Here is a 25,462-nt window from a genome sequence, read left to right as displayed (position 1 = left end):
GTCGCCGATATATTGCCAAAGTTGCTGGAGACCTCGCCCAGCCCGGGCCCCACGTTGGTGAAGGCGGCAGCCACGGCCGTGAATGCGGTCACCTCGTTCAACCCTGTCATCAGCAACAGCAGCATAAAGATGAAGAACAGGATGATGTAGGTGGCAAAGTAGCCCCACACCGCCTCGACGATCCGCTCGGGCACAGCGCGGCGCCCCAGTTTGAGGGTATAGATGGCGCGTGGGTGTACCAGTCGCTTGAGCTCGCGCATCCCCTGCAGGAACAGGATCATGAAGCGCATGACCTTGATGCCGCCCCCGGTGCTGCCGGCACAACAGCCAATAAAGGCGGAAAACATCAGCAGCATGGGCAGGAAAGAGGGCCAGTCGGCATAGCTGGTCGTGCTATACCCCGTAGTAGTACCGAGGGACACCGCCTGGAACAGACCGTGGTTGAGCGCCTCCTGCCAGGTGGCGTAGTGGCCATGGGTCAGCAAGGCGATGAAGCAAATCAGCACCAGGGTCGCCTGGATTGCCAGAAACACCTTCAATTCGGGATCGCGCAGATAACTGCTCAAGCGGACCGGCTTGTGGGCAAACACCATGAAGTGCAGAGCGAAGTTGACGCTGGCCAGCAGCAGGAACAGCACTGTGATCAGGTTGATGGCCGGGCTGTTGAAGAAACCGATACTGGCGTCATGGGTCGAGAAGCCCCCCACCGACAGGGTGGAGAAGGAGTGGCAGATGGCGTCGAACAGCGTCATGCCAGCCAGCCAGTACGCCAGAGCGCAGAGCATGGTCAGCAACAGGTAGATGAACCAGAGTGCCTTGGCCGTCTCGGCGATGCGCGGCGTCACCTTGTTGTCCTTGACCGGCCCGGGGATCTCGGCGCGGTAGAGCTGCATGCCCCCGATACCGAGCAGCGGCAGTATGGCAACGGCCAACACTATGATCCCCATGCCACCGAGCCACTGCAGCAACTGGCGATAGAAGAGGAAGGCCTTGGGCAGATTGTCCAACCCGGTCAGCACGGTCGCTCCCGTGGTCGTCAGGCCGGAGAAGGATTCGAAGAAGGCCTCGGAAACCGTCATGCCGGGCACCTCTCCCAGCAGAAACGGCAAGGCCCCCACGCTGCCCAGCACCACCCAGAACAGCACCACGATAAGAAAACCCTCCTTGGATCTGAGGTCTTTCTTATGATGGCGGTTGGGGAACCAGAGCAGAGCACCGAGCAGCAGGGCGATGAAGAAGGCATTGACAAACTCGGCACCGCCACCATCACGGTACCCAAAAGCAACCATCGCGGGCAGCAGCATGGTCGAACTGAATAGCGCGACCAGCAGGCCAACGATACGAATGATGCTCAGAATCTGCATTCCGGCTCCCTCTTCAGGCTAAAAGAGCGATGGATTCTAGCCATCTAAGGGGCGAAGGGATACCCGTCCATGGGTCCGGTCGGTCAATTCTCGGTCAACCCGGGCCCAAACAGCGGATCCCCACGCAACCCGCAGGGTGACACGGGAGCCATAGTCGGCCTCCAGCAACTGGCCGTGATGGCTGCCGAGCAGCGCCTCCACCACCCCCATGTCGGCATAGTCACACTGGATGAGAGAGGGTGTCTGCTGGCGCTTGACCCGGGTCTCGAGTCGCTTGAGCGCGGCGCCCACGCCACCCCCATAGGCCTTGACCAGACCGCCGGTGCCCAGCAACACGCCGCCGTAGTAACGCACCACCACGGCGGCCACTTCACCGAGTCCTGAGCCCATCAGCTGGGCCAGCATGGGCTTGCCGGCCGTCCCCGAGGGCTCACCATCATCGCTGAAACCGTAAACCTGGCTGTCCTGCGGTGCACCGGCGACAAAGGCCCAGCAGTGATGCCGGGCCCCGGGGTGTTGCTGCCTTATCTCGTTGACCCACGCCTTGGCGGCCTCGACCGTCGGGGTGTGCGCTATCAGGGTGATGAAGCGGCTCTTCTTGATCTCTTCACTCACCGCCAGCGGCGCGGCCGGAATGGCATAGTCTGCCGTCATCAGAGTCCCGCTTGTCTGGTCAGGTTCTCCACCCCGTTGGCGTGCAACACTATGTTGTCCTCGATGCGGATGCCGCCAAACGGACGCAGCGCCTCCACCTTGTTCCAGTTGACCCGCTTGCCCTGCTCGCCCTGACGCAGCGGCTCCAGCAGGCTGTCGATGAAGTAGAGGCCCGGCTCTATGGTGAACACCTGACCCACCTCCATCACCCGGGTACAGCGCAAATAGGGGAACTGTTCGGGAGCCGCCAAGTGAGTGCCACGCTCGTCCTGCATGAAGCCGCCCGCATCGTGCACCTGCAGGCCCAGGAAATGACCCAGACCATGGGGGAAGAAGACGTTGGTCACCCCTGTGTGGATCATCTCGTCCACCGACATGTCCACCAGTTCGACCGCTTGCAGCAAGCGCGCCAGCCTGTGATGCATCTGCAGATGCAGCTCGTTGTAACGGCGACCCGGTTTGATCTCCTCGATGATCTCCTGCTGCTGCGCATCCAGCGCCGCGATCAGATCAGCAAACTCGCCACGACGCCAGGCCCAGGTACGGGTGATATCGGAGGCATAACCGTGAAAATCCACCCCGGCATCGATGAGGAAGGAGTGGCGCTCCGCATCCGGCACCCGCAGGGCGGAGAGATGGGTGTAGTGAAGGATGGCCGCATTGCGGTTGATGGCGACGATATTGCCGTAGGGTGCCTCATTGGCCCCCTGCCCGACCGCCTTCATGTAGGCCAGATTGATCTCGAACTCGCTCGCCCCCGCCATAAAGGAGTCCTTGGCCGCGACATGGCCGCGCACGCCGATGCGATTTGCTTCGCGCAGGCACTCCAGCTCATAGGGCGTCTTGTAGGCGCGGTGATAGTGCAGATAGTTGAGCACGGCCTCCGGATTGGGCTGACCCAGCCCCAGCAACTCGGCGACCTCAAGGTGGCCGCCCAGATAGGCCCACTCCTGCTTGCCGGCAGGCAGGTGATCGGCAACCTGCTCCGGTCTCGTCAGGAAGCGGATATCGAAGAAGTCGACCCAGAAGGCATTGGGCAAATCCGCCACCTTGTGCCAGAAATCCACCGGCCGGTAGAACAGCAACACCGGCTTGTTCACGCCATCCACCAGCAACCAGCAGTGGGGGTTGTCCAGCACCGGCAGCCAGGCCTTGAAGTGCGGATTCACCTTGAAGGGATAATCCTGGTCGTCGAGGAAGATACGGTGGGTCTGGCCGGAGTGGATGGCCAGACCGCTGAGCCCCTGCTGTTGCAGTATGTCGCGGGTGCGCTGCTGCAAGGTATCTAGGTGCTGGGCAAAAAGTTGGCTGTAGCTGCTCATGGCGTCCTGCTCCGGGAGAAATGTGATTTCAGCATAACATCAAGCGAATCAAGGCTCGAACCGTCAAGCTATCGCTTCGTGAGGTAACGCATACGTTACAAGGCTTTTGTTATGAAACAAAAACCAACCATTAACAAATAAAAAACAATTCAATACACTGCCGGTAGATACATGCAGTCAGGGACTACTCATGCACAACCTTTGCCTGTGGCAACCGGATCAGGAGCGGATTCAACAATCCAACCTCCAGCACTTCATGGCCGAGGTCAACCGCTTCCATGGCCTGCAGCTGCACAACTATGCCCAGCTCTACCAGTGGTCGGTGGAAAAGACCACCCGCTTCTGGCCGCTGGTGTGGCAACACTGCGGCGTCAAGGGCGAGCTGGGGGACATAGTGGCAGAAAACCGCCAGGATATGCAGCGCACCCGCTGGTTTCCCGACAGCCGGCTCAACTTTGCCGAAAACCTGCTGCGCCGTCAGGATGAGAGCCCGGCCATTATCTCCCGCATCGAAGGCAGCCCAAGCCGCACCCTGAGCTGGCGTGAACTGGCGGATCAGGTGGCCAGCCTGGCCCAGTGGCTGCGCAGCCAGGGCATAGGCAGTGGCGACGTGGTCGCCGCCTACCTGCCCAATATCCCGGAAACCGTGGTGGCCATGCTGGCAACCACCAGCCTGGGCGCTATCTGGACCTCCACCAGCCCCGACTTTGGCGAGGCCAGCGTGGTGGAGCGCTTCGGCCAGACCCGGCCGCGGGTGCTGTTTGCGGTAGACGGCTACCGCTACAACGGCAAGGCCATCGACATTCAGGATAAAGTGGCGGGCCTGGTCGGCCAGATCGACAGCATAGAGCAGACTGTGCTGATCCCGCTGCTCGGCAATCCCCTGCGGCTTGGTCACGACTGGCAGCACCTGCTGGCGAGCCAGCCGGATGCCGTCCTTCGCTTCGAGCCCATGGGCTTCAACGATCCGCTCTACATCCTCTATTCGTCCGGCACCACTGGCAAGCCCAAGTGCATAGTGCACGGCATAGGCGGCACCCTGCTGCAACATCTCAAAGAGCACCAGCTGCACTGCGACATCAAGCCGGGGGAGCGGGTGTTCTACTTCACCACCTGCGGCTGGATGATGTGGAACTGGCTGGTGAGTGCGCTCGCCTCCGGCGCGACTCTGGTGCTCTATGATGGCTCCCCCTTCTATCCGGACGGTAATGTACTGTGGGATCTCGCTCGCGACGAGCAGGTCGCCCTGTTCGGCACCTCGGCCAAGTATCTGGATGCGCTCAACAAGCAGGGCTATGCCCCCATCAAGACCCACCAGCTGCCGCAGCTGCGGCTCATCTGCAGCACGGGATCTGTGCTGTCGCCGGAAGGGTTCGACTACGTCTACCAGCAGATCAAAAAAGATGTACAGCTCAGCTCCATCTCCGGCGGCACCGACATCTGCTCCTGCTTCGTCATCGGCAATCCCATCAGCCCCGTCTATCGCGGCGAGAGCCAGGGACGCGGCCTCGGCCTCGCGGTGCAGGTGTTCAACGAGGCGGGCCAGCCGGTACAGGGCGAGAAGGGGGAGCTGGTCTGCACCAAGCCATTCCCGGCCCAGCCCATCGGCTTCTGGGGCGACGATAGCGGCGACAAATACCACGCCGCCTATTTCGAGCGGTTCGACAACATCTGGTGCCACGGCGACTGGATCGAGCTGACCGACACCGGCGGCATCCTCTTCTATGGCCGCTCCGACGCCACCCTCAATCCGGGGGGCGTGCGCATCGGCACCAGCGAGATCTATCGCTACGTGGAGCAACTCGACGAGGTGGAAGAGAGCATAGTCATAGGCCAGCAGTGGCAGCAGGACGAGCGGGTGGTGCTGTTCGTCAAGCTCAAGCCCGGCCTCAAGTTGGACGAGCCGCTGCGCGAGCGCATTCGCCAGCAAGTAAGGCAGCACTGCACCGCCCGCCACGTGCCCGCCCGCATCCTGCAGGTGGATGCCATTCCCCGCACCAAGTCCGGCAAGATAGTGGAGCTGGCGGTGCGGGAAGTGGTGCACAACAGACCCGTCAACAACACTCATGCCCTCGCCGATCCCGAGGTGCTGAGCCAGTATCGGGACAGGCCCGAGCTGGCCAGCTGATGGCACACAAGGTTAATAAAGGCGTCATGAGACGCCTTTATTTTGGCTGTTAGCCTGAGGCGAGCTTTTACTCGAGATCTGTTAAACAAATGTTTTAAATAGGTGTTGAAATTGTCTTCTTTTGGATCAATAGTGAGCCTCGCCCCCTGCTGGGGATAAAGGAGCAACACCCCCCACCGAGTGGGAACAAGGAGACACTCTCATGATCTACCAAGGCGAAACCCTGTCGGTCAGCTACCTCGAACACGGCATTGCCGAACTGAGGTTTGATGCCCCGGGTTCAGTCAACAAGCTGGATCGCGCTACCCTGCTCTCACTGAGCGAAGCGATCGCCGCATTAAAACAAGAACGTGAACTAAAAGGTCTGATCCTCACCTCCGGCAAAGACGCCTTCATCGTCGGCGCCGACATTACCGAATTCCTGGAACTGTTCGATCTGCCGCAAGAAGATCTGCTCGGCTGGCTGAAAAAGGCCAACGACATCTTCAGCGCCATCGAAGATCTGCCGGTACCGACCCTCTCTGCCATCAAGGGCCATGCCCTCGGCGGCGGCTGCGAGACCATACTCTCCACCGATTTTCGTCTGGCCGACACCAGTGCCAAGATTGGCCTGCCGGAAACCAAACTTGGCATCATGCCGGGCTTTGGCGGCACGGTTCGTCTGCCGCGCCTGATCGGCGCCGACAACGCGCTGGAGTGGATCACCACAGGCAAGGATTACCGTGCCGATGACGCCCTCAAGGTGGGTGCCGTCGATGCCGTGGTCGCTCCCGAGACACTGCACAGCGCCGCCGTGCAGATGATAAAAGACGCCATCGCGGGCAAGCTGAATTGGCAGAGCCGCCGCGCCGCCAAGAAGGCCCCGCTGCGTCTCTCCAAGCTGGAAGCCATGATGAGCTTCAGCACCGCCGCCGGCATGGTTGCCGCCGTGGCGGGCAAACACTATCCGGCCCCCATGACGGCGGTTAAAACCGTCGAAGCCGCCGCCGGCATGAGCCGTGACGAGGCGCTCGTCGTCGAGGCACAGGGCTTTATCAAGCTGGCCAAGACAGACGTGGCCAAGGCGCTGGTCGGTATCTTCCTCAACGATCAGCACATCAAGGCGCTGGCCAAGAAGGCCGCCAAGCAGGCAGCCAAGGCCACAAGCCACGCCGCCGTGCTGGGCGCCGGCATCATGGGTGGCGGCATCGCCTACCAGTCTGCCAGCAAGGGCATTCCGGCTGTGATGAAGGACATCTACGAGAAGGCGCTGGCGCTCGGCATGGGTGAAGCCACCAAGCTGCTCAACGGTCAGCTCGAGAAGGGCCGCATCGATGGCATCAAGATGGGCCAGGTGCTCTCCGCCATCACCCCGACCCTGAGCTATGACAACGTCAAGCATGTGGATCTGGTGGTCGAAGCCGTGGTCGAGAATCCCAAGGTGAAGGCCGCCGTGCTGGGCGAAGTGGAAGGCATTATCGGTGACGACGCCGTGCTCGCCAGCAACACCTCCACCATTCCCATCTCCCTGCTGGCCAAGGGGCTGAAGCGTCCGCAGAACTTCTGCGGCATGCACTTCTTCAACCCGGTGCACCGCATGCCGCTGGTGGAGATCATCCGCGGCGAACAGACCTCCGATGAAACCATCAACCGCGTGGTGGCCTACGCCGCCGCCATGGGCAAATCGCCGGTGGTGGTCAACGACTGCCCGGGCTTCTTCGTCAACCGGGTGCTCTTCCCCTACTTCTTCGGCTTCAACAAGCTGGTCGCCGATGGCGCCGACTTCGCCGCCGTCGACAAGGTGATGGAGAAAGAGTTCGGCTGGCCCATGGGCCCGGCCTACCTGCTGGACGTGGTCGGCATCGACACTGGTCACCATGCCGGTGACGTCATGGCGCAGGGCTTCCCGGCGCGCATGAGCAAGGAAGGTCGCACCGCCATCGATGTGATGTACGACGCCAGCCGCTTCGGTCAGAAGAATGGCAAGGGCTTCTACGCCTACGAGCAGGACAAGAAGGGCAAGCCGAAGAAGGTGGCCGATGTGGCCGCTTACGAGCTGCTGGCCCCCATTGCCAAGCCGAAACAGGATTTCGACAAGGAAGCCATCATAGCCCGCATGATGATCCCGATGATCAACGAGGTGGTGCTCTGTCTGGAAGAGGCCATAGTCGCCACGCCGGCCGAGGCCGACATAGCACTGGTCTATGGTCTGGGCTTCCCTCCCTTCCGTGGTGGCGTGTTCCGCTATCTGGACACCATAGGTCTGGATCGTTACGTGGCCATGGCCGACCAGTATGCCGATCTGGGCCCGCTCTACCGCGTCAGCGACAAGCTGCGTGAGATGGCCGCCCAGGGCAAAACCTTCTACTGATTGCGGAAAGGAGATCCATTCATGAAAGACGTAGTCATTGTCGACTGTATCCGGACCCCCATGGGCCGGTCCAAGGGCGGCGCCTTCCGCAACGTGCGTGCAGAAGATCTGTCCGCGCACCTGATGAGCTCCATCCTGCTGCGCAACCCCAACCTAGACCCGAACGAGATCGAGGACATCTACTGGGGCTGCGTACAGCAGACCCTGGAACAGGGCTTCAACATAGCCCGTAACGCTGCCCTGCTGGCGGGGATCCCCAAGCAGGTAGGTGCTGTCACCGTCAACCGTCTGTGTGGCTCCTCCATGCAGGCGCTGCACGATGCCTCCCGCGCCATCCAGGTGGGTGACGGGGACATCTTCATCATCGGCGGCGTCGAGCACATGGGCCATGTGCCCATGAGCCACGGCGTCGACTTCCACCCCGGCATGGCCAAGTCGGTGGCCAAGGCCTCCGGCATGATGGGGCTGACCGCCGAAATGCTGGGCAAGCTGCACGGCATCAGCCGTCAGCAGCAGGACGAGTTTGCCGCCCGCTCCCACCGCCGCGCCTATGCCGCGACTGTGGAAGGGCGCTTCGCCAGAGAGATCGTCGGGCTGGAAGGGCATGACGCCAGCGGCGCCCGCTTCTTCTACGACTACGACGAGGTGATCCGCCCGGAGACCACGGTCGAAACCCTGAGCCAGCTGCGCCCTGTGTTCGACCCGGTCAACGGTACAGTGACCGCCGGTACCTCCTCGGCCCTGTCCGACGGCGCCTCCGCCATGCTGGTGATGAGCGCGGACAGGGCCAAGGCGCTGGGGCTGACCCCGCGCGTCAGGGTGCGCTCCATGGCCGTGGCCGGTTGCGATGCCGCCATCATGGGTTACGGCCCTGTGCCCGCCACCCAGAAGGCGCTCAAGCGTGCCGGTCTGACCATAGGCGACATAGATCTGGTCGAGCTGAACGAGGCGTTCGCCGCCCAGTCCCTGCCTTGCGTCAAGGACCTGGGACTGCTGGACGTGGCGGAGGAGAAGGTCAACCTGAACGGCGGCGCCATCGCGTTGGGCCACCCGCTGGGCTGCTCCGGCTCCCGCATCTCCACCACCCTGATCCACCTGATGGAGGAGAAGGACGCTACTCTGGGTCTGGCCACCATGTGCATAGGTCTGGGCCAGGGCATAGCAACCGTGTTCGAACGGGTGTGATGTCAACGGCTCGCCCTCCCTTCGACAGCGAGGGCGAGCCAGAATTGTCTCTTTTGGGGTCGGCCTTGCCGGCCCGTCATCGAGTCTGTGGAGATCGCCACACGGGGTGATCGCCTGTCGTCGGAATCTGCGTGTTGGCCGCCCCGTTTGGGTCGGCCTTTTTTATTTACGGGACGCGATATGGGAGGATATTGCCCATAACCTCACATTAGATAGGGGGCTTGCTTGCTTTTTGCTCCCCCGACAGGTTCAATCTGCACAAAAAAATGGGTGGATGCACATACATATGTCAACGAGCAAACAACTGCTGATCGTCGACGACGACCAAGAGATCCGCGAGCTGCTCAATGAATACCTGACCAGGGCGGGTTTCCAGGTATTGACGGCGGCGGAAGGAAACGAGATGCGCCAGCAGCTCGCCCTGCACAGCCCTGACCTGATTATTCTCGATATCATGATGCCAGGCGACGACGGTTTTACCCTCTGCCAGCAGATCCGTCGCGACTCCCAGGTGCCCATCATAATGCTGACCGCCGCCTCCGATGAAGCGGACCGGGTGATCGGCCTCGAACTCGGCGCCGACGACTACATCGCCAAGCCATTCAGCCCGCGCGAACTGCAGGCCCGCATCAAGGCGCTGCTGCGCCGCGCCGAATTCCGCCAGCCGGAAAAAGAGAAGGAACCGAGCCGCCGGCTGCGTTTTGCCGAGTGGACCCTGGACACCCTGAGCCACCAGCTGACCCACGAGGATGGCAGCCTGCTGGATCTCTCCGGCAGCGATGCCCTGCTGCTCGGCATGTTCCTGCAACAACCCGGCGTGGTGCTGGACAGAGACACCATCTCGGACGCGACCCGCGGCCGCGAGAGCCTGCCGATGGAGCGCGGCATAGACGTGCAGATCAGCCGTCTACGCCAGAAGCTGGGGGACAACGGCAAGAGCCCGCGCATCATCAAAACCATTCGCGGCAGCGGCTACATGCTGATCGCCGAGGTGCACGAGATCCCATGAAGGGTAAAAAGGTAGCGACGGCATGCTGATCGACAAGAGGCACGAGATCCCATGAGAACGAGGTGGTTCTGGCGGGCGCTGGTACCCCGCTCCCTGTTGTCGCGGATGCTGCTGCTGTTGCTGCTCGCCATCCTGCTCTCCCAGACCATACTCACCGGCATCTGGATGCAACAGATCCAGAAGCGGGAGCTGGAAGGCATGCTCAGCACCACCCGCAACCTGGCGCTGTCGGCCGCCTCCACCGTCAACTTCTTCAAGTCCCTTCCGCTGCAGTACCGCCACATAGCGCTGGACCAGCTGCGCAACATGGGCGGCAGCCGCTTCTTCGTCTCGCTGAACGAGGAGGAGATCCACATCAGCGCCATCCCGGAGAGTGAGCGCAAGACGCTGGTGCTGAAAGAGGTGCAGGGCGTGCTGACCCGCAAGCTCTCCGATGCCATGGCCATCAAGGTGGACTTCTCGCGCCCGGAAGAGCTGCACGTCTTCAACAACGACACCCTGCTGGCGGACCTGCCCTCCTCCTGGGCCCGCTATACCCTGTCGCTGGAGCCGCTCAATCCGCCGGTGCTGGTGACCCAGATAGAGATAGAACCCGGTGAGTGGCTCTATCTGGCGGCCCTGCTGCCCGCCCCCTACATGACGCTCGACGATACCGTCATGCCGAGCAACCAGGTGCGTTTCATCGCCCTGATGACTGTCTTCCTCTGCTTCTTCACCTTCCTGCTGGTGCGCTGGCAGACCCGGCCGCTGCGCCGGCTCGCCAAGGCGGCGGTCAATCTCGGCAAGGACATAGACCAGCCCTCGCTCAAAGAGGAAGGGGCGTCGGAAATCGTGGCGGCCACCCGCGCCTTCAACATCATGCAGCACCGCATCCGCCGTTATATCGATGACAGGGAGCGGCTGTTCAGCTCCATCTCCCACGATCTCAAGACCCCCATCACCCGGCTGCGGCTGCGGGTCGAGCTGCTCGATGACGAGGTGCAGATCGGCAAGTTCAACAAGGATCTGGACGAGCTGGAGCTGATGGTCAAAGGGGCGCTGCAGACGGTGAAAGACACCGACATCCACGAGAACATAGAGCAGCTGGACATAGACGCCATGCTGGAGCAGATGGCCGAGTCCATGAACCTGCATGACGAGCGGCTGACCATAGAGGGCCACTGCAAGCAGCTCTACCGTGGCAAGCCGCTGGCCCTCAAACGCTGCATCGGCAACCTGGTGGACAACGGCATCAAGTACGGCCAGAAGGTGCGCATCATCATCATGGACGACGAGGAGATGCTGATCCTCTTCATCATGGATGAGGGCCCGGGCCTGCCGGACGATCAGTTCGAGCGCATCTTCGAGCCCTACTACCGGCTCAGCACGGATCTGGCCGGTACCGGCCTTGGCCTGGGCATAGCCCGCAACATAGCCCACGCCCACGGTGGCGATCTGGTGCTGGAAAATCGCCCGCAGGGCGGCCTGCAGGCCACCCTCTCCCTACCAAGGCAGTAACCTTATGAAGTTGTTCCCGTTTGCCATTGTCGCCCTGCTCTCCCTGCCTGTAGGCGCCTCCCAGGTGGAGGTGCTGCACTGGTGGACCTCCGGCGGTGAGGCCAAAGCGGTGGAGGTACTCAAGTCCGAGTGGACCGAGCAGGGCAACCAGTGGAACGATTTCGCGGTGCAGGGCGGCGGCGGCAAGAGCGCCATGACGGTACTCAAGAGCCGGGCGCTGGCGGCCAACCCGCCGGAGGCGGCGCACCTCAAGGGCTATGAGCTGAGGGAGTGGGCCGGGCTCGGCTTCCTGCGCGATCTCACTCCCATGGCCGAACACCTGGGCTGGTATCCACAGCTGCCCGCCATGGTGCGGGAGACCCTCAGCCAGAATGGCGCCCTGATGGCGGTGCCCACCGGCATCCACCGCGTCAACTGGCTGTGGCTCAACCGCAAGCTGTTCGACAAGCTGGGGCTGACCCCGCCCACCGACTGGAACCAGTTCGTGGCCGTGGCCGAACGGCTCAAGGCGCAGAACATCACACCGCTCGCCATCGGCAACGAGCCCTGGCAGCTGGCGGTGTTGTTCGAAACGGTGGCGCTCGGCGAAGGAGGCAAGGAGTTCTATCGCAAGGCCTTCGTCGAACTGGACGGCGCCACCCTGACCGGTCCCGACATGGTACGGGTGCTGACCCGCTTCCAGCAGTTGCGCGCCTATGTGCCCAAGAGCTTCATCGGCTTGAAGTGGCACCAGGCCACCAACCAGCTGGAGACGGGCGAGGCCGCCATGCAGCTGATGGGGGACTGGGTGAAGGGGGAGCTGAGCGTCAGCAACTACAGGCCCGGTGAAGACATAGAGTGCCTGCCCAGCCCGGGCAGCGAAGGGCTGTTCAGCTACAACCTGGACTCCATCGCCATGTTCAAGCAGCGGGATCCCGCCCAGTTGCAGGCACAAGGCGAGCTGGCCCAGTTGCTGATGACGCCGCGCTTCCAGCAGGAGTTCAACCGGGTGAAGGGCTCGATCCCCGCCCTCACCAAACCGGACATGAGCAAGTTCGATCGCTGCGCCCTGCGCTCCTACCAGGATTTCCTGCTGGCGGAGCGCGAGGGCAACCTGCTGCCCAGCATGGCGGAAGGGATGGCAACGCCCACCAACATGCGCCAGGCGATCATGGATGTGCTGAGCAACTTCTTCAACGACCCCAGGGCCAACCCGGAGCAGACGGCGCTGCATCTGGAGCGGGCCATGCGCTCGACCCGCTAGCCCTTTCCCGACGGCCAGAAACGACAAAGGCGGATGATGCATCCGCCTTTGTCATCGTGGGAGAAATCCGGGAGCTAAGTGTTGTCGTTCTCGTCCTCATCTTCGTCGTAGTAATCGCTGAGCTCGATCCAGAGCCCCAGTCCGATCATCACCATGGAACCGAACCAGGTGCCTGTGTTACCGATCGGGCTGCCCATCACTATCATGGCGAAAGCCAAGAACCCCATGCCTGCGTAGGCTTGCAATCTGCCGTAGGAGACCTGCATATTCACACCTCCTTGTTGAATATGGTTCAATTTTTATATTACTCACAAGACGGGGACTAGATAGGGCCAGATAACACTTTGGTTACATATGCTGCTTCCAGCCCCAGTTATTTGATTATTTTTTCGCCGTGAGTATCATTGGCAGCTGAATTGGTTGAAGGTTGATTATTGATGAGTGCTTTATTCTGCGATGCAACCCATGAGTTGGACGCAATCGGGCTTCGTTATCCCGAACCCGTGACGATAGCGCGCAAGAAAGTGCGGCTGAAAGTTGATTATTAATGACTACTTTATTCTGCGATGCGACTCACGAGTTGGATGCAATCGGGCTTCGTTGCCCGGAACCCGTGACGATAGCCCGCAAGAAAGTGCGGCTGAAGGTTGATTATTAATGACTACTTTATTCTGCAATGCGACTCACGAGTTGGATGCAATCGGGCTTCGTTGCCCGGAACCCGTGATGATGGTGCGTAAAAAAGTGCGGCTGATGGCCCAGGGCGAGACCCTGCTGGTCAGCGCCGACGATCCCTCAACCACCCGCGATATCCCCAGCTTCTGCCGCTTCATGGATCACACCCTGATCGCCAGCGAGACAGAGCAGGCCCCCTACCGCTATCTGATCCGCAAGGGTCAATAAGCCCAGTTTCGGAGCAAACATGACAACCATTACCCGAGTCGGCACCACCCAGCGTTGGTCAGACGTGGTCATTCACAACGGCACCCTCTATGTGGTGGAAGTCCCCGTCAGCGAAGAGGCCGACATTCACCAGCAGACCCGCGAAGTGCTGACCAGCCTGCAGCGCCTGCTGGAAGCCAACGGCTCCGGGGTCGACAAGATCCTGATGGCCAACATCTATCTCAAGGACATTGCGGACATAGCCGCCTTCAACGAGCTGTGGGATGCCTGGATCCCGGCGGGTACGGCGCCTGTCCGGGCCTGCGTACAGGCTCGCCTGGCCCACGAAGGCTACAAGGTGGAAATCCAGCTGACTGCGGCCGTCTAAGCCGAGCGGGATGCCTGGCTCCCCTCACGCCAGCACGGCGCCCGTCCGGGCCTGCGTACAGGCCCGCCTGGCCCACGAAGGCTACAAGGTGGAAATCCAGCTGACTGCGGCCGTCTAAGAGGCTGTTTTCCCCCTCATCCTCAGCCCTTCTCCCGCAAGGGGAGAAGGGTGCAAAGAACAAGGCGCCATTGCTCGCAACGGCTCCAATAAAAAGGCCCCGCCATCACTGGCGGGGCCTTTTTGTTACCACAAACCGGACGACTTAGGCAGTCGGGGTCAGGGTAATGGTCACGCGGCGGTTCTGGGCCTTGCCGGCGGTGGTGCTGTTGCTGGCAACCGGCTGATCCGGGCCCACACCGCTAGTAGCGATGCGGCTGCCGGTCACACCCTGGCCGATCAGCTGGGCGGCAACGGCATCGGCACGCTGGGCGGAGAGCTTCATGTTCAGATCGCGAGAGCCTGTGCTGTCGGTGTGGCCGACCACATTCAGGCGGGTCTTGTCGAACTCGGCAACCACCATGGCCACGCCGGACAGGGTGTTGGCACCGGCCGCTTTCAGCTGGGCGCTGGAGCTGTCGAAGGTGACGTTGTTCGGCATGTTGAGGATCAGCTCGTCACCATTGCGGGTCACGCTGACGCCGGTGCCCTGCAGCTTCTCGCGCAGCTTGGCTTCCTGCACGTCCATGTAGTAACCGATACCGCCACCCAGGGCGGCACCGGCGGCCACGCCAGTCAGGATCCCCTTCTTGCGATCACCCTTGCTGGAGGAGAGCGCGCCCACGGCGGCGCCCGTCGCGGCGCCGGCCAGCGCCCCCCAGGCACCCTTGGAGGTCTGGGATTCACCGGTATAGGGATTGGTAGTACAGCCGGTCAGGGCAATGGTCAGTGCCAGAGCTGGCACCAGGATCTTGGCTCGCATGAAAAAACCTCTATGAATACAGTCCGGCACCATGCCGGGGGCCGGATTGTAACGCGCCACCACGCCATTGTCTGACGCAGGTCTGAACGGTTGGCGAGAGTGAACACTTTTTGCGCACCAGCGGCGCTTGGCGGGCCAAATTCGGCTACAAATGCAGCCGAATTCGTCGCAAGGAGGAGGATAACCGACAGCCCCAGGCCATTCGGTGTGACCGATAGCCCTTGGCGGGCGTCTGGCACGGGCGATAAGCAGCCTCAGGCCAGTTGCTGACACTCGCCGTGGCAGGGGCAGGTCACCAGATGATCGTTCACCATGCCCACCGCCTGCATGAAGGCGTAGCAGATGGTGCTGCCGACGAAGGTGAAGCCGAGCTTCTTGAGGGCCTTGGCCATGGCATCCGACTCCGGCGAGGTGGCAGGAATATCGCCGTTTCCCTGCCGCTGATTGACGATGGGAGCGCCGCCGACAAAGCCCCATAACAGCTCGGCAAAATCGATCCCCTGCGCCTCCAGCGCCAGATAGGCGCGAGCGTTTTTGATGATCGACTGCACCTTGAGGCGGTTGCGGATGATGCCTTTGTCCTGCATCAGCCGCTCCACATCCTGTTCGTCAAAGCGGACGATGAGATTGGGATCGAAGTCCGCATAGGCGCGGTAATAGCTGTCGGTGCGTTTGAGAATGGTGATCCAGGAGAGCCCCGCCTGCTGGCCATCGAGGCAGAGCTTGGCAAACAACTCGCGCGGGTCACGCACCGGCCGCCCCCACTGCTTGTCATGGTATTCGATATATTCCGGGTCCCTGGTCACCCAGGCGCAGCGCAGTTCCATTCTTCGTCTCCTGTTATTTTTCTCTGCCCGACTCTCTGTCCGACTCTCTGTCCGACAGGGGGATTTCATCGGCCACATGAGAGGGCTTCCATCCCGGGCCAACCAGGCCCGGCGCAGCCCCGCCCCATGAATCCCCTACAATTTCGCCTATTATCCGACCATGCCAGACGGTATACTCCTTCGGTTCACATTCAGCAAATCTTGCTCTGATTTCACTTCGCGCGAAAAACACTATGCAAAAATTCGATGTCAAAACCTTTCAGGGCCTGATCCTGCAGCTGCAGGACTATTGGTCCCGCCAGGGCTGTACCATCATTCAGCCGCTGGATATGGAAGTGGGTGCCGGTACCTCCCACCCCATGACCTGCCTGCGCGCCCTGGGCCCGGAGCCCATCGCCTGCGCCTACGTGCAACCGTCCCGCCGTCCGACCGACGGCCGCTACGGTGAGAACCCGAACCGCCTGCAGCACTATTACCAGTTCCAGGTGATCATCAAGCCGTCCCCCGACAACATCCAGGAACTCTACCTCGGCTCCCTGAAAGAGCTGGGCATGGATCCCGAGATCCACGACATCCGCTTCGTGGAAGACAACTGGGAAAACCCGACTCTGGGCGCCTGGGGTCTGGGCTGGGAAGTCTGGCTCAACGGCATGGAAGTGACTCAGTTCACCTACTTCCAGCAGGTTGGCGGCCTCGAGTGCAAGCCGGTCACCGGCGAGATCACCTATGGTCTCGAGCGTCTGGCCATGTACATTCAGGGCGTGGACAGCGTCTATGACCTGGTGTGGTCCGATGGCCCCCTGGGCAAGACCACCTACGGCGATGTGTTCCACCAGAACGAGGTGGAGCAGTCCACCTACAACTTCGAACACGCAGACGTGGACTTCCTGTTCCACTGCTTCGAGCAGTACGAGAAAGAGGCCCAGCACCTGCTGGCTCTGGAAACGCCGCTGCCGCTGCCCGCTTACGAGCGCATTCTGAAAGCCGCCCACTCCTTCAACCTGCTGGATGCCCGCAAGGCCATCTCGGTCACCGAGCGTCAGCGCTACATACTGCGCATTCGCACCCTGACCAAGGCCGTGGCCGAGGCTTACTACGCCTCCCGCGAAGCGCTGGGCTTCCCCATGTGCAAGCGCACTGAGAACAAGCAAGGTTAAGGAACGGACATGGCACAACATACATTTCTGGTAGAGATCGGCACAGCTGAGCTGCCGCCAAAAGCCCTGCGCTCCCTGGCCGAAGCCTTTGCCGACAACTTCAAAGCCGAGCTGACCAAGGCAGATCTGGCCTTCGGCGACGTCGAGTGGTTCGCCTCACCGCGCCGTCTGGCGCTGAAAGTAAGTGAGCTGGCTGGCGAGCAGCCGAGCAAGAGCGTCGAGAAGCGCGGCCCGGCCGTCTCCCAGGCGTTCGATGCCGACGGCAAGCCGACCAAGGCCGCCGAAGGCTGGGCCCGCGGAAACGGCATCACGGTGGAACAGGCCGAGCGTCTGGTCACCGACAAGGGCGAGTGGCTGGTTCACACCGCCAAGGTCGAAGGTCGTCCGGCGCGCGAGCTGCTGGGTGAGCTTGTAGCTTCATCTCTGGCCAAGCTGCCCATCCCGAAAATGATGCGCTGGGGCGACAAGACCATCCAGTTCGTGCGTCCGGTGTTCACCGTGACCCTGCTGCTGGACGGCGATCTCGTGCCTGCCCACATCCTGGGTATCGACTCTGCCCGCACCATTCGCGGTCACCGCTTTATGGGCGAGCCCGAGTTCACCATCGACAACGCCAGCCAGTACCCGCAGATCCTGCTGGAAAAAGGCAAAGTGGTTGCCGACTTTATGGCGCGCAAGGCCAAGATCAAGGCTGACGCCGAAGCGGCCGCTGCCGCCTTCGGTGGCGTTGCCGATCTGGACGACGCCCTGCTGGAAGAAGTCACCGCACTGGTCGAGTGGCCGGTCGTGCTGACCGCCAACTTTGAAGAGAAGTTCCTGGCCGTTCCCGCCGAAGCGCTGGTTCACACCATGAAGGGTGACCAGAAGTACTTCCCGGTCTACGACAAGAACGGCAAGCTGCTGCCGAAGTTCATCTTCGTCACCAACATAGAGTCGAAAGACCCGAGCCAGATCATCAGCGGCAACGAGAAGGTGGTTCGCCCCCGTCTCTCTGACGCCGAGTTCTTCTTCAAGACCGACCTCAAGCAAACTCTGGCCTCCCGCCTGCCGCGCCTCGAAACCGTGCTGTTCCAGCAACAGCTCGGCACAGTCAAGGCCAAGGTCGAGCGCATCGAGACAGTTGCCGGCTTTATCGCCGAACGTATCGGCGCCAACGTGGCTCAGGCCAAGCGTGCCGGTCTGCTCTCCAAGTGTGATCTCATGACCAACATGGTCGGCGAGTTCGCCAGCACCCAGGGTGTGATGGGGATGCACTACGCCCGTCACGATGGCGAAGACGAAGTGGTGGCCGTGGCCCTCAACGAGCAGTACATGCCGCGCTTCGCCGGTGATGCCCTGCCGTCCGCTCTGGAAGCCTGCGCCGTGGCGCTGGCCGACAAGCTCGACACCCTGGCCGGCATCTTTGGCATCGGCATGCTGCCCAAAGGCGATAAAGACCCGTTCGCCCTGCGCCGCGCCGCCATCGGTGCTCTGCGCATCATGACCGAGAAGCAGCTGGACCTGGATCTGGTTGAACTGGTTGAAGAAGCGGTACGCGTCTACGGCGACAAGCTGACCAACAAAACCGTCGTCACCGACGTGGTCGACTTTATGCTGGGCCGCTTCCGCGCCGCCTATCAGGACGAAGGCATAGGTGCCGATGTGGTGCTGGCCGTACTGGCCCGCCGCCCGACCCGTCCGCTGGACTTCGATCGCCGCGTCAAGGCCGTCAGCCACTTCCGCAGTCTGGATGCCGCACTGGCATTGGCTGCTGCCAACAAGCGCGTCAGCAACATTCTGGCCAAGGTCGAAGGCGAGCTGCCGACCACCGTCAAGCCGGAGCTGTTGCAAGACGCCGCCGAAAAGGCACTGGCCACCCAGGTTGCAGCACTGCAATCCGAGCTGGCCCCGCTGTTCGCTGCCGGTGACTATCAGGCGGCCCTCACCCGTCTGGCCGCCCTGCGCGAGCCGGTCGATACCTTCTTCAACGAGGTGATGGTGATGGCAGAAGACGAGGCCCTCAAGGCCAACCGTCTGGCGCTGCTGAACAACCTGCGCAACCTGTTCCTGCAAGTGGCGGATATCTCCCTGCTGCAGTGATGTTGGTTGGTTTAGTGATATAAAAAACGGCGCCGTTAAGGCGCCGTTTTCTTGGATTCCGTTAAGATCCACACTTTCACGAATAACTGATGCGGAGCCACAATTGAAAAATTTCCTTATATATAAATGCCTATCAAAAGCATTAAAAAAACCGGCACCTGACCTTATTCCTAGAACTGGTGAAGATGCAGCATCGGTGGACTGTTACTCATGCAGAATAATACTAAATGACAACATTTCATTCTGGGTTGAGTCTATTGAAAGAGATTGTATTAATGGATACACGATCGGGGAAAAAAGTGACGACAGGCTTTATAAAAAACTAACACTAAATGATGTAGGATTATCACAAGTAAAAATTAAAAAATACAAAGGGATTTATGATTACACGTTTGAAAATGGCTATGACTTCATACTAAAGGATTTAACAAAATATATTGATATTGTGTTATTCTCTATAAAAGAATTCGATGTCATCACGCAGTCAATTTTCAATAAAAAGTCTCTTCAGAAGAACAAAAGAACTGATATTCTGAAGATTCTAGTTGAACGGTACTCAACCAGAAATACCGAATTCAACATTGTTTCACTCATGATGCATATACATTCCAGTAAATACTTTAACCATCCAGACAAAGATACAGCAACATCATTATTGAAACTATACCTCAACTCATTTGTTGAATCTGGTGAAGTTATAAAAACACAAGGAATAAACTATAAGCTAACTGGAAAGGCAATTGTCACTCTAGAAAATTACGAAAATGAAGAGAGAAAGCACAAAGAAAACTTAAGATTACAACGAATAATAACTTTTACCACCATAATTATGGCATTACTTGCGGCGATTCAGGCTGACCTAGTAAAAATGCCAACCATCCTAGATTTGACTAGTTTTCCGTATATATGCAAGCCATGATTTTTATACAACAGCCCGTAGGTTCGATTAGCGCAGCGTAATCGGATGTTCGTGTAAATCAACTCTTCCGTCATATCAGCCAGCCGAATATCCTCTCCGGCGGGCCAACCGGGACAACTGCTTCTCGATCGTCCGATTACGCTGCGCTAATCGAACCTACGATTCCTTTGCCAGCGCGGCGACAATCTTTTCCACGCTCTGGGCTACCGACAGGGTGGCGCTATCCAGTATCAGGCGCTCCCTGTCCCAGGGTTGATAATCGCGGTCGAGCACCGCCTGCCAGTCCGGCAACGCAAACCTCGCAATATCGGCCGTCCGGCTCTCGACCCGTTCGCGGTGCACACTCGGGTTGGAGCAGACAACCTCGATATCGAGACAGGACACACCGGCCGAGAGGGCAATGTCGTGGTAAGCATCTCGGGTGAGCTGTATGGGGTTAACGGAATCCGTAATGACGGTCGAGCCAAGTTTCAGGTTCTCTCTGGCCAGCTCATAGGCGACAAAATAACCGGCGGGCCCCATCTCTTTGTTTGTCTGGTCGGCGTCACGAATGGCCTGCTCTATGGTATCAATGCGCAGATAGACGGCGCCCAACCGCTGGGCCAAGGCCCGCGCAATCGTGCTCTTTCCGCTGCCCGGCAAACCACTGAAGATAATCAGCATCATGTCTCCCCTGTGATGAAAAAGCTTGCCGGTATTTTCCCCGCGATGGAGGCCCTGAGTCCAGCGCCGGTGTGCCGGCAGCCCACCGACAGGCTCGCCCGATCACCACAACCCCATGCAGGCACCGGCTGCGCGGCGCCCCACAGAGTGAACCTTGCCGCGTTCGGGTATGGGCATGGGAAGCTGCCGCTGCTAGGGTATGACCATCAATTAATCGACGACCGAGGCGTTATGCAACGCAAGACCCTGGCCCTGTTGCTGGTCACCCATCTGCTGGTAGGGGCGGCCGGCTTTGCCGCCGGCATCTATGCCCTGCCGATCCTGATAGCGCCTGCCGCACCGAGCAGTGAACAGGTGGCGGCCAGTCAGCAACTGGCAACCTTTAACGGCACCTTTCGTCGGGATCTGAAAGAGAGCGATCGGCTGCACTGGGGCGAAGGCCAGGTGAGCATAGGGCCAGATGCCATCAGCCTGATGGGCAAGCTGGCGCCGGGGCCCGATTACCAGCTCTATCTGTCGCCGGAATTTGTCGAAACCGAGGCGGACTTTGCCCGCCTGAAGCCACGGATGGTGCGGGTCGGGCCGGTGAAAACCTTCGACAACTTTATCGTGCCGCTCCCCGCCAATATCGATCCGGCCCGCTACGACAGCGTGATCGTCTGGTGCGAAACCTTCGGCCAATTCATCACGGCCGCCCGCTATCGGCAGTAGATGCCATGCCAGCTTCCCGCCGTCATGAGCCAGCAGATCAAAGAGGAGGTTTCTTCTCCCGCGACAGTCCAATACAAAAGGCGCCAACGGGCGCCTTTTGATGATCGGCAGCGGCGAGCCGCACCGACCCCATTGCACGGAACGCCTTACTCCACCGGCGCCATCAGGTGCTGGTAGGGGGTGCCAGACCACATGATATAGGGTATCGAGGTGTCAGGAGCGGCACCTTTCGGGTACTGATCGTAGAAGGCGTCATCCGCCCCGACAACCATCACGTGGGGCCCGGTCTGCAACCAGTGATTGCTGGTGGTGGGCTGGGTGGCGTAAGGATCTGTGTTGCTGGCATCGGTGCCACCCTTGAGCATGTACATAAAGCCGATCTTGCCCTTGGGCGGGGTCTGATGGCCGATCCAGGCGTGAGCCCAGGCCATCGCCGCCGCATCCATGCACATGGGGTCCGGCCCCGGCGTGGCCGGGTTGTCGGGCATGCAGGTAAAACCGTTGCTGCCTTCCCGCAGGGTACGCATCTTGCCATCGGCGCCCATGGCGACAATGGTGGCGCCGGCACCGACCCTGGTGGGGGCCGCCGCCATGGCGCTGGTGATCATCGCCTCGTCCGTCATCGCCGCAGCGCCGGCCATCTCTTCGGCCTGCACCAGGCCGGCCAGGGTGATGGCCGCGAGTGCTCCAAGGGTGGACATGTGCTTGCACATAACGTCTGTCTCCCGGTTGATTGGATAGATCACGCGCGGCCTGACTACCATGGCGGCCGTGCTGCCGGGCAGCAGCTGTCTGGTGGGGGACGGGTGATCGGAAGGTGGCGCCATGGGGTCGCAGCCCGGGGGCGTGCGGTGGGCCGCCGACGTCATCTGTCTGACTATAGTCCCTCCAGCTCCCTGCGCCGGATGGCGCAAAAAACAAGGCGCCACCCGGGCGCCTTGTCATAGGGTGAGGACAAAAAACTAGCCCATGTAGACCGGCAGCAGACCCGCCATGTTGAGCAGATGGAAGAGGGCGGTCAGCACACCGAACAGCAAGACGCCCACTATCATCGGCAGGCCGCCCGGCGCGCGGAAGCCATCGCCTTTGCCGCCTTGCTCGCCCTTGCCGGCGCGCACCTTCCAGGCCAGCAGGGCCGGTATGATGCAGGTCCAGAGCGTCGCCACGGCACCCGCGTAGCCGATGGCCATCAGGAAGCCGAACGGGAACAGCAGGGAGAGCAGCAGCGGCGGCAGGAAGGTGGCCGCCCACGACTTGGCGCGGCCACCGCGGCCGTTGTCGAACTTGAACAGATCCGCCAGATAGTCGAACACCCCCAGACCCACCCCGATGAAGGAGGAGAGGATGGCTGCCATGGAGAAGAGGTTGAGGGCGCTGGAGACGGCCTCCGACTCTATCACCGAGGCCAGCGCCTTGAGCAGCACGTCGACGTTGCCGCCCTGGGCCACCACGGGTCCGAACTCGCTGCGCGGCAGGTTGCCGAACACGCTCACCAGCCAGATGAGGTAGAACAGCAGCGCTATGGCGGTGCCGCCGAGGATGGCGTAACGGGCGCGGCGCTCCTCACCGTAGTAGGCGCGCATGGACGACACCGAATGGTGATAGCCGAACGAGGTGAGCGCCACCGGCAGCATGGCCAGGGCATAGGGGGCATAGCTGGCGTGCTGGCTCAGTGTATCGAACAGCAGGGTCGGCTTGATGTTGAGCGACAGGCCCGAGATGCCGAACACGAAGCTCAGCCCCATGGCGATGACCAGCACCACTGAGATGCGATCCACCGCCCGGGTGGAGTGCCACACCAGGCCGGAGAAGCCCAGGGTGAACAGGATGGATCCCCAGTGGCTGCCGATGCCGGTCATGCCATCTATGATGAGGCCGGCCGAGGTGATGTAGGCGTAGAGCAGTATGCCGCCGACAAAGTAGACGGTGAGGTTGTTGAGGACGTTGACCTTGTCCCCCAGCAGTTCGCGGGTGACGGTATCGAACGACACGCGCAGCGGGTAGCCCTGATAGGACTCCAGCAGCATCCAGCCGGACACCGTCATCACCACCATGGTCAGGGTGATGGCCAGCACCGACCAGATGGTCCAGGCGCCCGCCCCGGCACTCGGCAAGCCCAGCATGCCGGCTCCTACACAGACGCCGGCAATGATGCATGCCCCGCCCACCAAAGATGGTTTCTGTCCCATTTACTTCTCCAAAGACGATTGTGGATCTGGTCGCGACCGCGGACCGTTGCATTTGCTACGCCGGTTGTCATGGTAGATCGCGCTCATCTATGTGCCGGCGCCCAGTGCTTGTTGCTTCGAAAGCGAAGCAAGGTGGTTAAGGCGGGCTGCCGGCCCGACACGGCAGCAGGGCCGCCATGTCGGGGAAGGGACTTTACCCTGCTACCCCTCAGGTATCAAATGCGGGTGCATCTTCAGGCTGCCCGGTGGGCCCTTAGCAGACAGCCTGCAACTGGCGCATCGGCATTCAATGAGCCAGTTGCGGCAACAGCTGCAGCAGCTGGGCGCGATCCGCCAGCGGCGTCTGGCTGACCCAGATACCCAGCAGGCCGTAGGAGAGCAGCGGCAATATCAACAACAGCAGGCAGAGCAAACCCAGCAGCTGGCGGGGCTCAAGCCTGCGCGCCTTGCTGCCAAGGTGCAGCGCATCGGCCCGCTTGGGGCAGGCGGTGATGCAGCTCATACAACTGGTGCACTCCAGGCTGCGCACCGCGATCAGCTGGTGCACCTGGATGCGGGAGGGACAGGCCCGGCTGCACTTGTCGCAGTCATGGCCAGCACTTCGCAGGCAGCGGGCCGGGTCACGCCGAATGCGCAGCGGTGTCAGCAGGCCGAGTAAAGACAGCCAGGCGCCGTAGGGGCAGAGGTAGCGGCAGAAGCCCTGGCGGAAGGTGGCGGTGAGCAGCAGCACCCAGCCCAGACACAGGCCCGAAATCAGGGTCAGGTTGAAGAAGAAGGCCCCCATCTTCATGTCCGCCGCCTGATGGTAGGGGCTGGTGAAGTAGCCGGGCAGGGCGGCGCCCGGCACCGCGACCAGCACGATAAACAGCAGGAAAGCCAGCACCAGAAACTTCTGAGAACGCAGCACGGCATCGAGCCAGCGCGGCGGCGTCCACTCCCCCACTATCCATCGGCTGCGCAGGCCGTGCAGCCACTCGCCCACCAGCCCGAGCGGGCAGAACCAGGCGCAGAAGGCCCGCCCCAGCAGCAGGGCCGACAGGCAGAGCACCAGTACAGTGATGGTGGCTGCCGGATGATGGGGATCCACTATGCCCTGACTGAGCCAGGCCCGCAGCCCGAGCCCGCCGGCGATGGGCAGGAAGCCGTCCACCACGTCCGGGCGCACCAGCCAGGGGGTCTCCCCCTGCCCCAGCTGCCAGATATGGATGCCGTACTGCACAGTCACCAGCCCCCAGCAGAGCAGCAGCAGCTGGCGTGTGCGCGCCCGCAACCACTGGCTGTCGAGCGTCTCGAGGGCGGGCAGCGGCCGCCGGTGGTGCCAGAGGGCAAGCGCGACGACCACCAGCCCCAGCGCGAACCAGAGCAGGCTGTCCGCCGCCACCAGCCAGATCAGGCCCAGCAGGCCGAGGGCAAGACGCCACTGCCAACCGGTGCGCGCCTGCCACCCCAACAGGGCCAGATAGACCAGGCCAGCCACCATGGTCATCGCTTCAATCAGGCTCATGCATCTCCCTCATAGCACTCATTCGGATAAGGGGGCAGGATAACGAACATCTGAATTGATTATTTTGATCTGCATGGGCAGAGGGGGACATTCGCGCCCAATGCCCCTGGCTAGGGTTGAACCTTATGCCTTGCGGCTGTTGAACAGCGGCTGGTCCGATTCGACCTGCTCGGCCCAGAAGTGGATGTTGAAGCGGGCATCCTCCGACAGCTCGACCCTGTGCCAGTACTGGGGCGGGCTGGTGGCAAACTGGCCGGCATGGATCACCAGGCTTATCTCAGGCTCCTCGGCCTGCTCGTCGGCAAAGCCGTGATAGGTGACGGTACCCTCCATCACGCAGAGCTGACCGAAGACGCCGGCTGCCGTGTTGTGATGGGTGAGCAGAGCCTGTGGCACGCTCTGGCGGGTGAAGAAGGGAGTGGAGCGACGCACCACCCAGTGGGTAGGAATAAGGTGCAGTGACATAGACATT

23 protein-coding genes and 1 pseudogene (1 of these 24 cut by a window edge) are annotated in these 25,462 nt (G+C 61.1%); 13 read left to right on the top strand and 11 right to left on the bottom strand.

Features of this window, described 5'->3' with window-relative positions:
* The 3 genes in view from CK910_RS05260 to pepQ are tightly spaced (at most 36 nt apart) and all read right to left on the bottom strand, a layout consistent with a single transcriptional unit that may run on beyond the window.
* Positions 1-1,364 carry the 5' portion of a TrkH family potassium uptake protein gene (locus CK910_RS05260; protein WP_043557707.1) on the bottom strand. The gene continues 94 nt to the left of window position 1, outside the view, so only the first 1,364 of its 1,458 coding nucleotides appear in the window; it begins with the start codon at positions 1,362-1,364; the stop codon falls past the left edge of the window.
* 36 nt (positions 1,365-1,400) lie between these two features.
* Positions 1,401-2,018 carry an IMPACT family protein gene (locus tag CK910_RS05255; protein ID WP_098981361.1) on the bottom strand — a complete coding sequence of 206 codons (618 nt, stop codon included), beginning with the start codon at positions 2,016-2,018 and terminating at the stop codon, positions 1,401-1,403.
* Entirely contained in the window at positions 2,018-3,340 is a 1,323-nt protein-coding gene (pepQ, locus tag CK910_RS05250) for a Xaa-Pro dipeptidase (RefSeq protein WP_043135862.1), read from the bottom strand. Before pepQ ends, CK910_RS05255 begins: the two co-directional genes overlap by 1 nt.
* Before the next feature lie 190 nt (positions 3,341-3,530).
* On the opposite strand from pepQ, the gene CK910_RS05245 reads away from it, so the two are divergent.
* From CK910_RS05245 to CK910_RS05220, 6 genes are all read left to right on the top strand, one after another.
* A complete protein-coding gene (locus CK910_RS05245) occupies positions 3,531-5,468 on the top strand; it encodes an acetoacetate--CoA ligase (RefSeq protein WP_098981359.1) in 1,938 nt (645 codons plus the stop codon).
* Positions 5,469-5,670: 202 nt separating this feature from the next.
* Positions 5,671-7,818, top strand: coding sequence for a fatty acid oxidation complex subunit alpha FadB (gene fadB, locus CK910_RS05240; protein WP_098981356.1), 2,148 nt, complete (start codon positions 5,671-5,673; stop codon positions 7,816-7,818).
* 21 nt (positions 7,819-7,839) lie between these two features.
* Positions 7,840-9,003, top strand: a complete 1,164-nt coding sequence (gene fadA / locus CK910_RS05235; protein WP_042867410.1) for an acetyl-CoA C-acyltransferase FadA — start codon at positions 7,840-7,842, stop codon at positions 9,001-9,003.
* Between the two features lie 286 nt (positions 9,004-9,289).
* The gene (locus CK910_RS05230) at positions 9,290-10,012 is read left to right on the top strand and encodes a response regulator (RefSeq protein ID WP_042867409.1); all 723 of its coding nucleotides are present in this window, start codon (positions 9,290-9,292) and stop codon (positions 10,010-10,012) included.
* Positions 10,013-10,063: 51 nt separating this feature from the next.
* Positions 10,064-11,509, top strand: coding sequence for an ATP-binding protein (locus tag CK910_RS05225; RefSeq protein WP_042867408.1), 1,446 nt, complete (start codon positions 10,064-10,066; stop codon positions 11,507-11,509).
* A gap of 4 nt (positions 11,510-11,513) precedes the next feature.
* Positions 11,514-12,752, top strand: coding sequence for an ABC transporter substrate-binding protein (locus tag CK910_RS05220; protein ID WP_098981351.1), 1,239 nt, complete (start codon positions 11,514-11,516; stop codon positions 12,750-12,752).
* A 74-nt stretch (positions 12,753-12,826) separates the two neighbouring features.
* Here CK910_RS05220 and CK910_RS05215 read toward each other — a convergent pair whose 3' ends face one another.
* Positions 12,827-13,018, bottom strand: a complete 192-nt coding sequence (locus CK910_RS05215; protein WP_042036104.1) for a hypothetical protein — start codon at positions 13,016-13,018, stop codon at positions 12,827-12,829.
* 391 nt (positions 13,019-13,409) lie between these two features.
* Between CK910_RS05215 and tusA the strand changes: the two genes are divergently transcribed.
* From tusA to CK910_RS05190, 3 genes and pseudogenes are all read left to right on the top strand, one after another.
* A complete protein-coding gene (gene tusA / locus CK910_RS05200) occupies positions 13,410-13,655 on the top strand; it encodes a sulfurtransferase TusA (protein ID WP_043135850.1) in 246 nt (81 codons plus the stop codon).
* A 19-nt stretch (positions 13,656-13,674) separates the two neighbouring features.
* Positions 13,675-14,022, top strand: coding sequence for a RidA family protein (locus CK910_RS05195; protein ID WP_043135848.1), 348 nt, complete (start codon positions 13,675-13,677; stop codon positions 14,020-14,022).
* A 28-nt stretch (positions 14,023-14,050) separates the two neighbouring features.
* Positions 14,051-14,140, top strand: a pseudogene (locus CK910_RS05190) (RidA family protein); the annotation flags it as partial.
* A gap of 144 nt (positions 14,141-14,284) precedes the next feature.
* Here the strand turns inward: CK910_RS05190 and CK910_RS05185 are convergent.
* Both CK910_RS05185 and CK910_RS05180 read right to left on the bottom strand, forming a co-directional pair.
* Complete coding sequence (locus CK910_RS05185) at positions 14,285-14,941, bottom strand: OmpA family lipoprotein (RefSeq protein ID WP_043135845.1); 657 nt, start codon at positions 14,939-14,941, stop codon at positions 14,285-14,287.
* A 254-nt stretch (positions 14,942-15,195) separates the two neighbouring features.
* A complete protein-coding gene (locus tag CK910_RS05180; protein ID WP_098981346.1) occupies positions 15,196-15,768 on the bottom strand; it encodes a DNA-3-methyladenine glycosylase I in 573 nt (190 codons plus the stop codon).
* Positions 15,769-16,001: 233 nt separating this feature from the next.
* Between CK910_RS05180 and glyQ the strand changes: the two genes are divergently transcribed.
* From glyQ to CK910_RS05165, 3 genes are all read left to right on the top strand, one after another.
* The gene (gene glyQ / locus CK910_RS05175) at positions 16,002-16,925 is read left to right on the top strand and encodes a glycine--tRNA ligase subunit alpha (protein ID WP_005320598.1); all 924 of its coding nucleotides are present in this window, start codon (positions 16,002-16,004) and stop codon (positions 16,923-16,925) included.
* Positions 16,926-16,934: 9 nt separating this feature from the next.
* Positions 16,935-19,004 (top strand): glycine--tRNA ligase subunit beta, encoded by a 2,070-nt coding sequence (glyS, locus tag CK910_RS05170; protein WP_098981344.1) that lies wholly within the window; start codon positions 16,935-16,937, stop codon positions 19,002-19,004.
* A gap of 103 nt (positions 19,005-19,107) precedes the next feature.
* A complete protein-coding gene (locus CK910_RS05165) occupies positions 19,108-19,923 on the top strand; it encodes a hypothetical protein (protein WP_157774592.1) in 816 nt (271 codons plus the stop codon).
* A gap of 156 nt (positions 19,924-20,079) precedes the next feature.
* Here CK910_RS05165 and CK910_RS05160 read toward each other — a convergent pair whose 3' ends face one another.
* Positions 20,080-20,586, bottom strand: a complete 507-nt coding sequence (locus tag CK910_RS05160) for an AAA family ATPase (RefSeq protein ID WP_098981339.1) — start codon at positions 20,584-20,586, stop codon at positions 20,080-20,082.
* Positions 20,587-20,817: 231 nt separating this feature from the next.
* On the opposite strand from CK910_RS05160, the gene CK910_RS05155 reads away from it, so the two are divergent.
* On the top strand, positions 20,818-21,297 hold the full coding sequence (locus CK910_RS05155; RefSeq protein ID WP_098981337.1) for a DM13 domain-containing protein: 480 nt from the start codon (positions 20,818-20,820) through the stop codon (positions 21,295-21,297).
* A gap of 146 nt (positions 21,298-21,443) precedes the next feature.
* Here CK910_RS05155 and CK910_RS05150 read toward each other — a convergent pair whose 3' ends face one another.
* The 4 genes from CK910_RS05150 to CK910_RS05135 all read right to left on the bottom strand — a co-directional run bounded on the left by CK910_RS05150 (position 21,444) and on the right by CK910_RS05135 (position 25,455).
* Positions 21,444-21,998, bottom strand: a complete 555-nt coding sequence (locus CK910_RS05150; RefSeq protein ID WP_043135890.1) for a hypothetical protein — start codon at positions 21,996-21,998, stop codon at positions 21,444-21,446.
* Between the two features lie 261 nt (positions 21,999-22,259).
* Entirely contained in the window at positions 22,260-23,486 is a 1,227-nt protein-coding gene (locus tag CK910_RS05145; protein ID WP_043135835.1) for an aromatic amino acid transporter, read from the bottom strand.
* 286 nt (positions 23,487-23,772) lie between these two features.
* Positions 23,773-24,990 (bottom strand): 4Fe-4S binding protein, encoded by a 1,218-nt coding sequence (locus CK910_RS05140; protein ID WP_098981334.1) that lies wholly within the window; start codon positions 24,988-24,990, stop codon positions 23,773-23,775.
* A gap of 123 nt (positions 24,991-25,113) precedes the next feature.
* Entirely contained in the window at positions 25,114-25,455 is a 342-nt protein-coding gene (locus CK910_RS05135; RefSeq protein ID WP_098981331.1) for a DUF1971 domain-containing protein, read from the bottom strand.
* Between the last annotated feature and the right edge of the window lie 7 nt (positions 25,456-25,462).

It is taken from the genome of Aeromonas sp. CA23, from assembly GCF_002587065.1.
Taxonomy (GTDB): Bacteria; Pseudomonadota; Gammaproteobacteria; order Enterobacterales; family Aeromonadaceae; genus Aeromonas; species Aeromonas bestiarum.
Note: the sequence above shows the minus strand (reverse complement) of the source record. Positions and strands in the feature narration are given on the sequence as shown.

Bases quoted from the DNA above. Each gene is read 5' to 3' on its own strand.
- CK910_RS05145 (WP_043135835.1), bottom strand. From the start codon at position 23,486: ATGGGACAGAAACCATCTTTGGTGGGCGGGGCATGCATCATTGCCGGC.
- CK910_RS05245 (WP_098981359.1), top strand. From the start codon at position 3,531: ATGCACAACCTTTGCCTGTGGCAACCGGATCAGGAGCGGATTCAACAA.
- CK910_RS05255 (WP_098981361.1), bottom strand. From the start codon at position 2,018: ATGACGGCAGACTATGCCATTCCGGCCGCGCCGCTGGCGGTGAGTGAA.
- CK910_RS05185 (WP_043135845.1), bottom strand. From the start codon at position 14,941: ATGCGAGCCAAGATCCTGGTGCCAGCTCTGGCACTGACCATTGCCCTG.
- CK910_RS05220 (WP_098981351.1), top strand. From the start codon at position 11,514: ATGAAGTTGTTCCCGTTTGCCATTGTCGCCCTGCTCTCCCTGCCTGTA.
- glyQ (WP_005320598.1), top strand. From the start codon at position 16,002: ATGCAAAAATTCGATGTCAAAACCTTTCAGGGCCTGATCCTGCAGCTG.
- fadA (WP_042867410.1), top strand. From the start codon at position 7,840: ATGAAAGACGTAGTCATTGTCGACTGTATCCGGACCCCCATGGGCCGG.
- CK910_RS05215 (WP_042036104.1), bottom strand. From the start codon at position 13,018: ATGCAGGTCTCCTACGGCAGATTGCAAGCCTACGCAGGCATGGGGTTC.
- CK910_RS05140 (WP_098981334.1), bottom strand. From the start codon at position 24,990: ATGAGCCTGATTGAAGCGATGACCATGGTGGCTGGCCTGGTCTATCTG.
- pepQ (WP_043135862.1), bottom strand. From the start codon at position 3,340: ATGAGCAGCTACAGCCAACTTTTTGCCCAGCACCTAGATACCTTGCAG.
- CK910_RS05155 (WP_098981337.1), top strand. From the start codon at position 20,818: ATGCAACGCAAGACCCTGGCCCTGTTGCTGGTCACCCATCTGCTGGTA.
- glyS (WP_098981344.1), top strand. From the start codon at position 16,935: ATGGCACAACATACATTTCTGGTAGAGATCGGCACAGCTGAGCTGCCG.
- CK910_RS05230 (WP_042867409.1), top strand. From the start codon at position 9,290: ATGTCAACGAGCAAACAACTGCTGATCGTCGACGACGACCAAGAGATC.
- CK910_RS05160 (WP_098981339.1), bottom strand. From the start codon at position 20,586: ATGCTGATTATCTTCAGTGGTTTGCCGGGCAGCGGAAAGAGCACGATT.
- CK910_RS05135 (WP_098981331.1), bottom strand. From the start codon at position 25,455: ATGTCACTGCACCTTATTCCTACCCACTGGGTGGTGCGTCGCTCCACT.
- CK910_RS05150 (WP_043135890.1), bottom strand. From the start codon at position 21,998: ATGTCCACCCTTGGAGCACTCGCGGCCATCACCCTGGCCGGCCTGGTG.
- fadB (WP_098981356.1), top strand. From the start codon at position 5,671: ATGATCTACCAAGGCGAAACCCTGTCGGTCAGCTACCTCGAACACGGC.
- tusA (WP_043135850.1), top strand. From the start codon at position 13,410: ATGACTACTTTATTCTGCAATGCGACTCACGAGTTGGATGCAATCGGG.
- CK910_RS05195 (WP_043135848.1), top strand. From the start codon at position 13,675: ATGACAACCATTACCCGAGTCGGCACCACCCAGCGTTGGTCAGACGTG.
- CK910_RS05180 (WP_098981346.1), bottom strand. From the start codon at position 15,768: ATGGAACTGCGCTGCGCCTGGGTGACCAGGGACCCGGAATATATCGAA.
- CK910_RS05225 (WP_042867408.1), top strand. From the start codon at position 10,064: ATGAGAACGAGGTGGTTCTGGCGGGCGCTGGTACCCCGCTCCCTGTTG.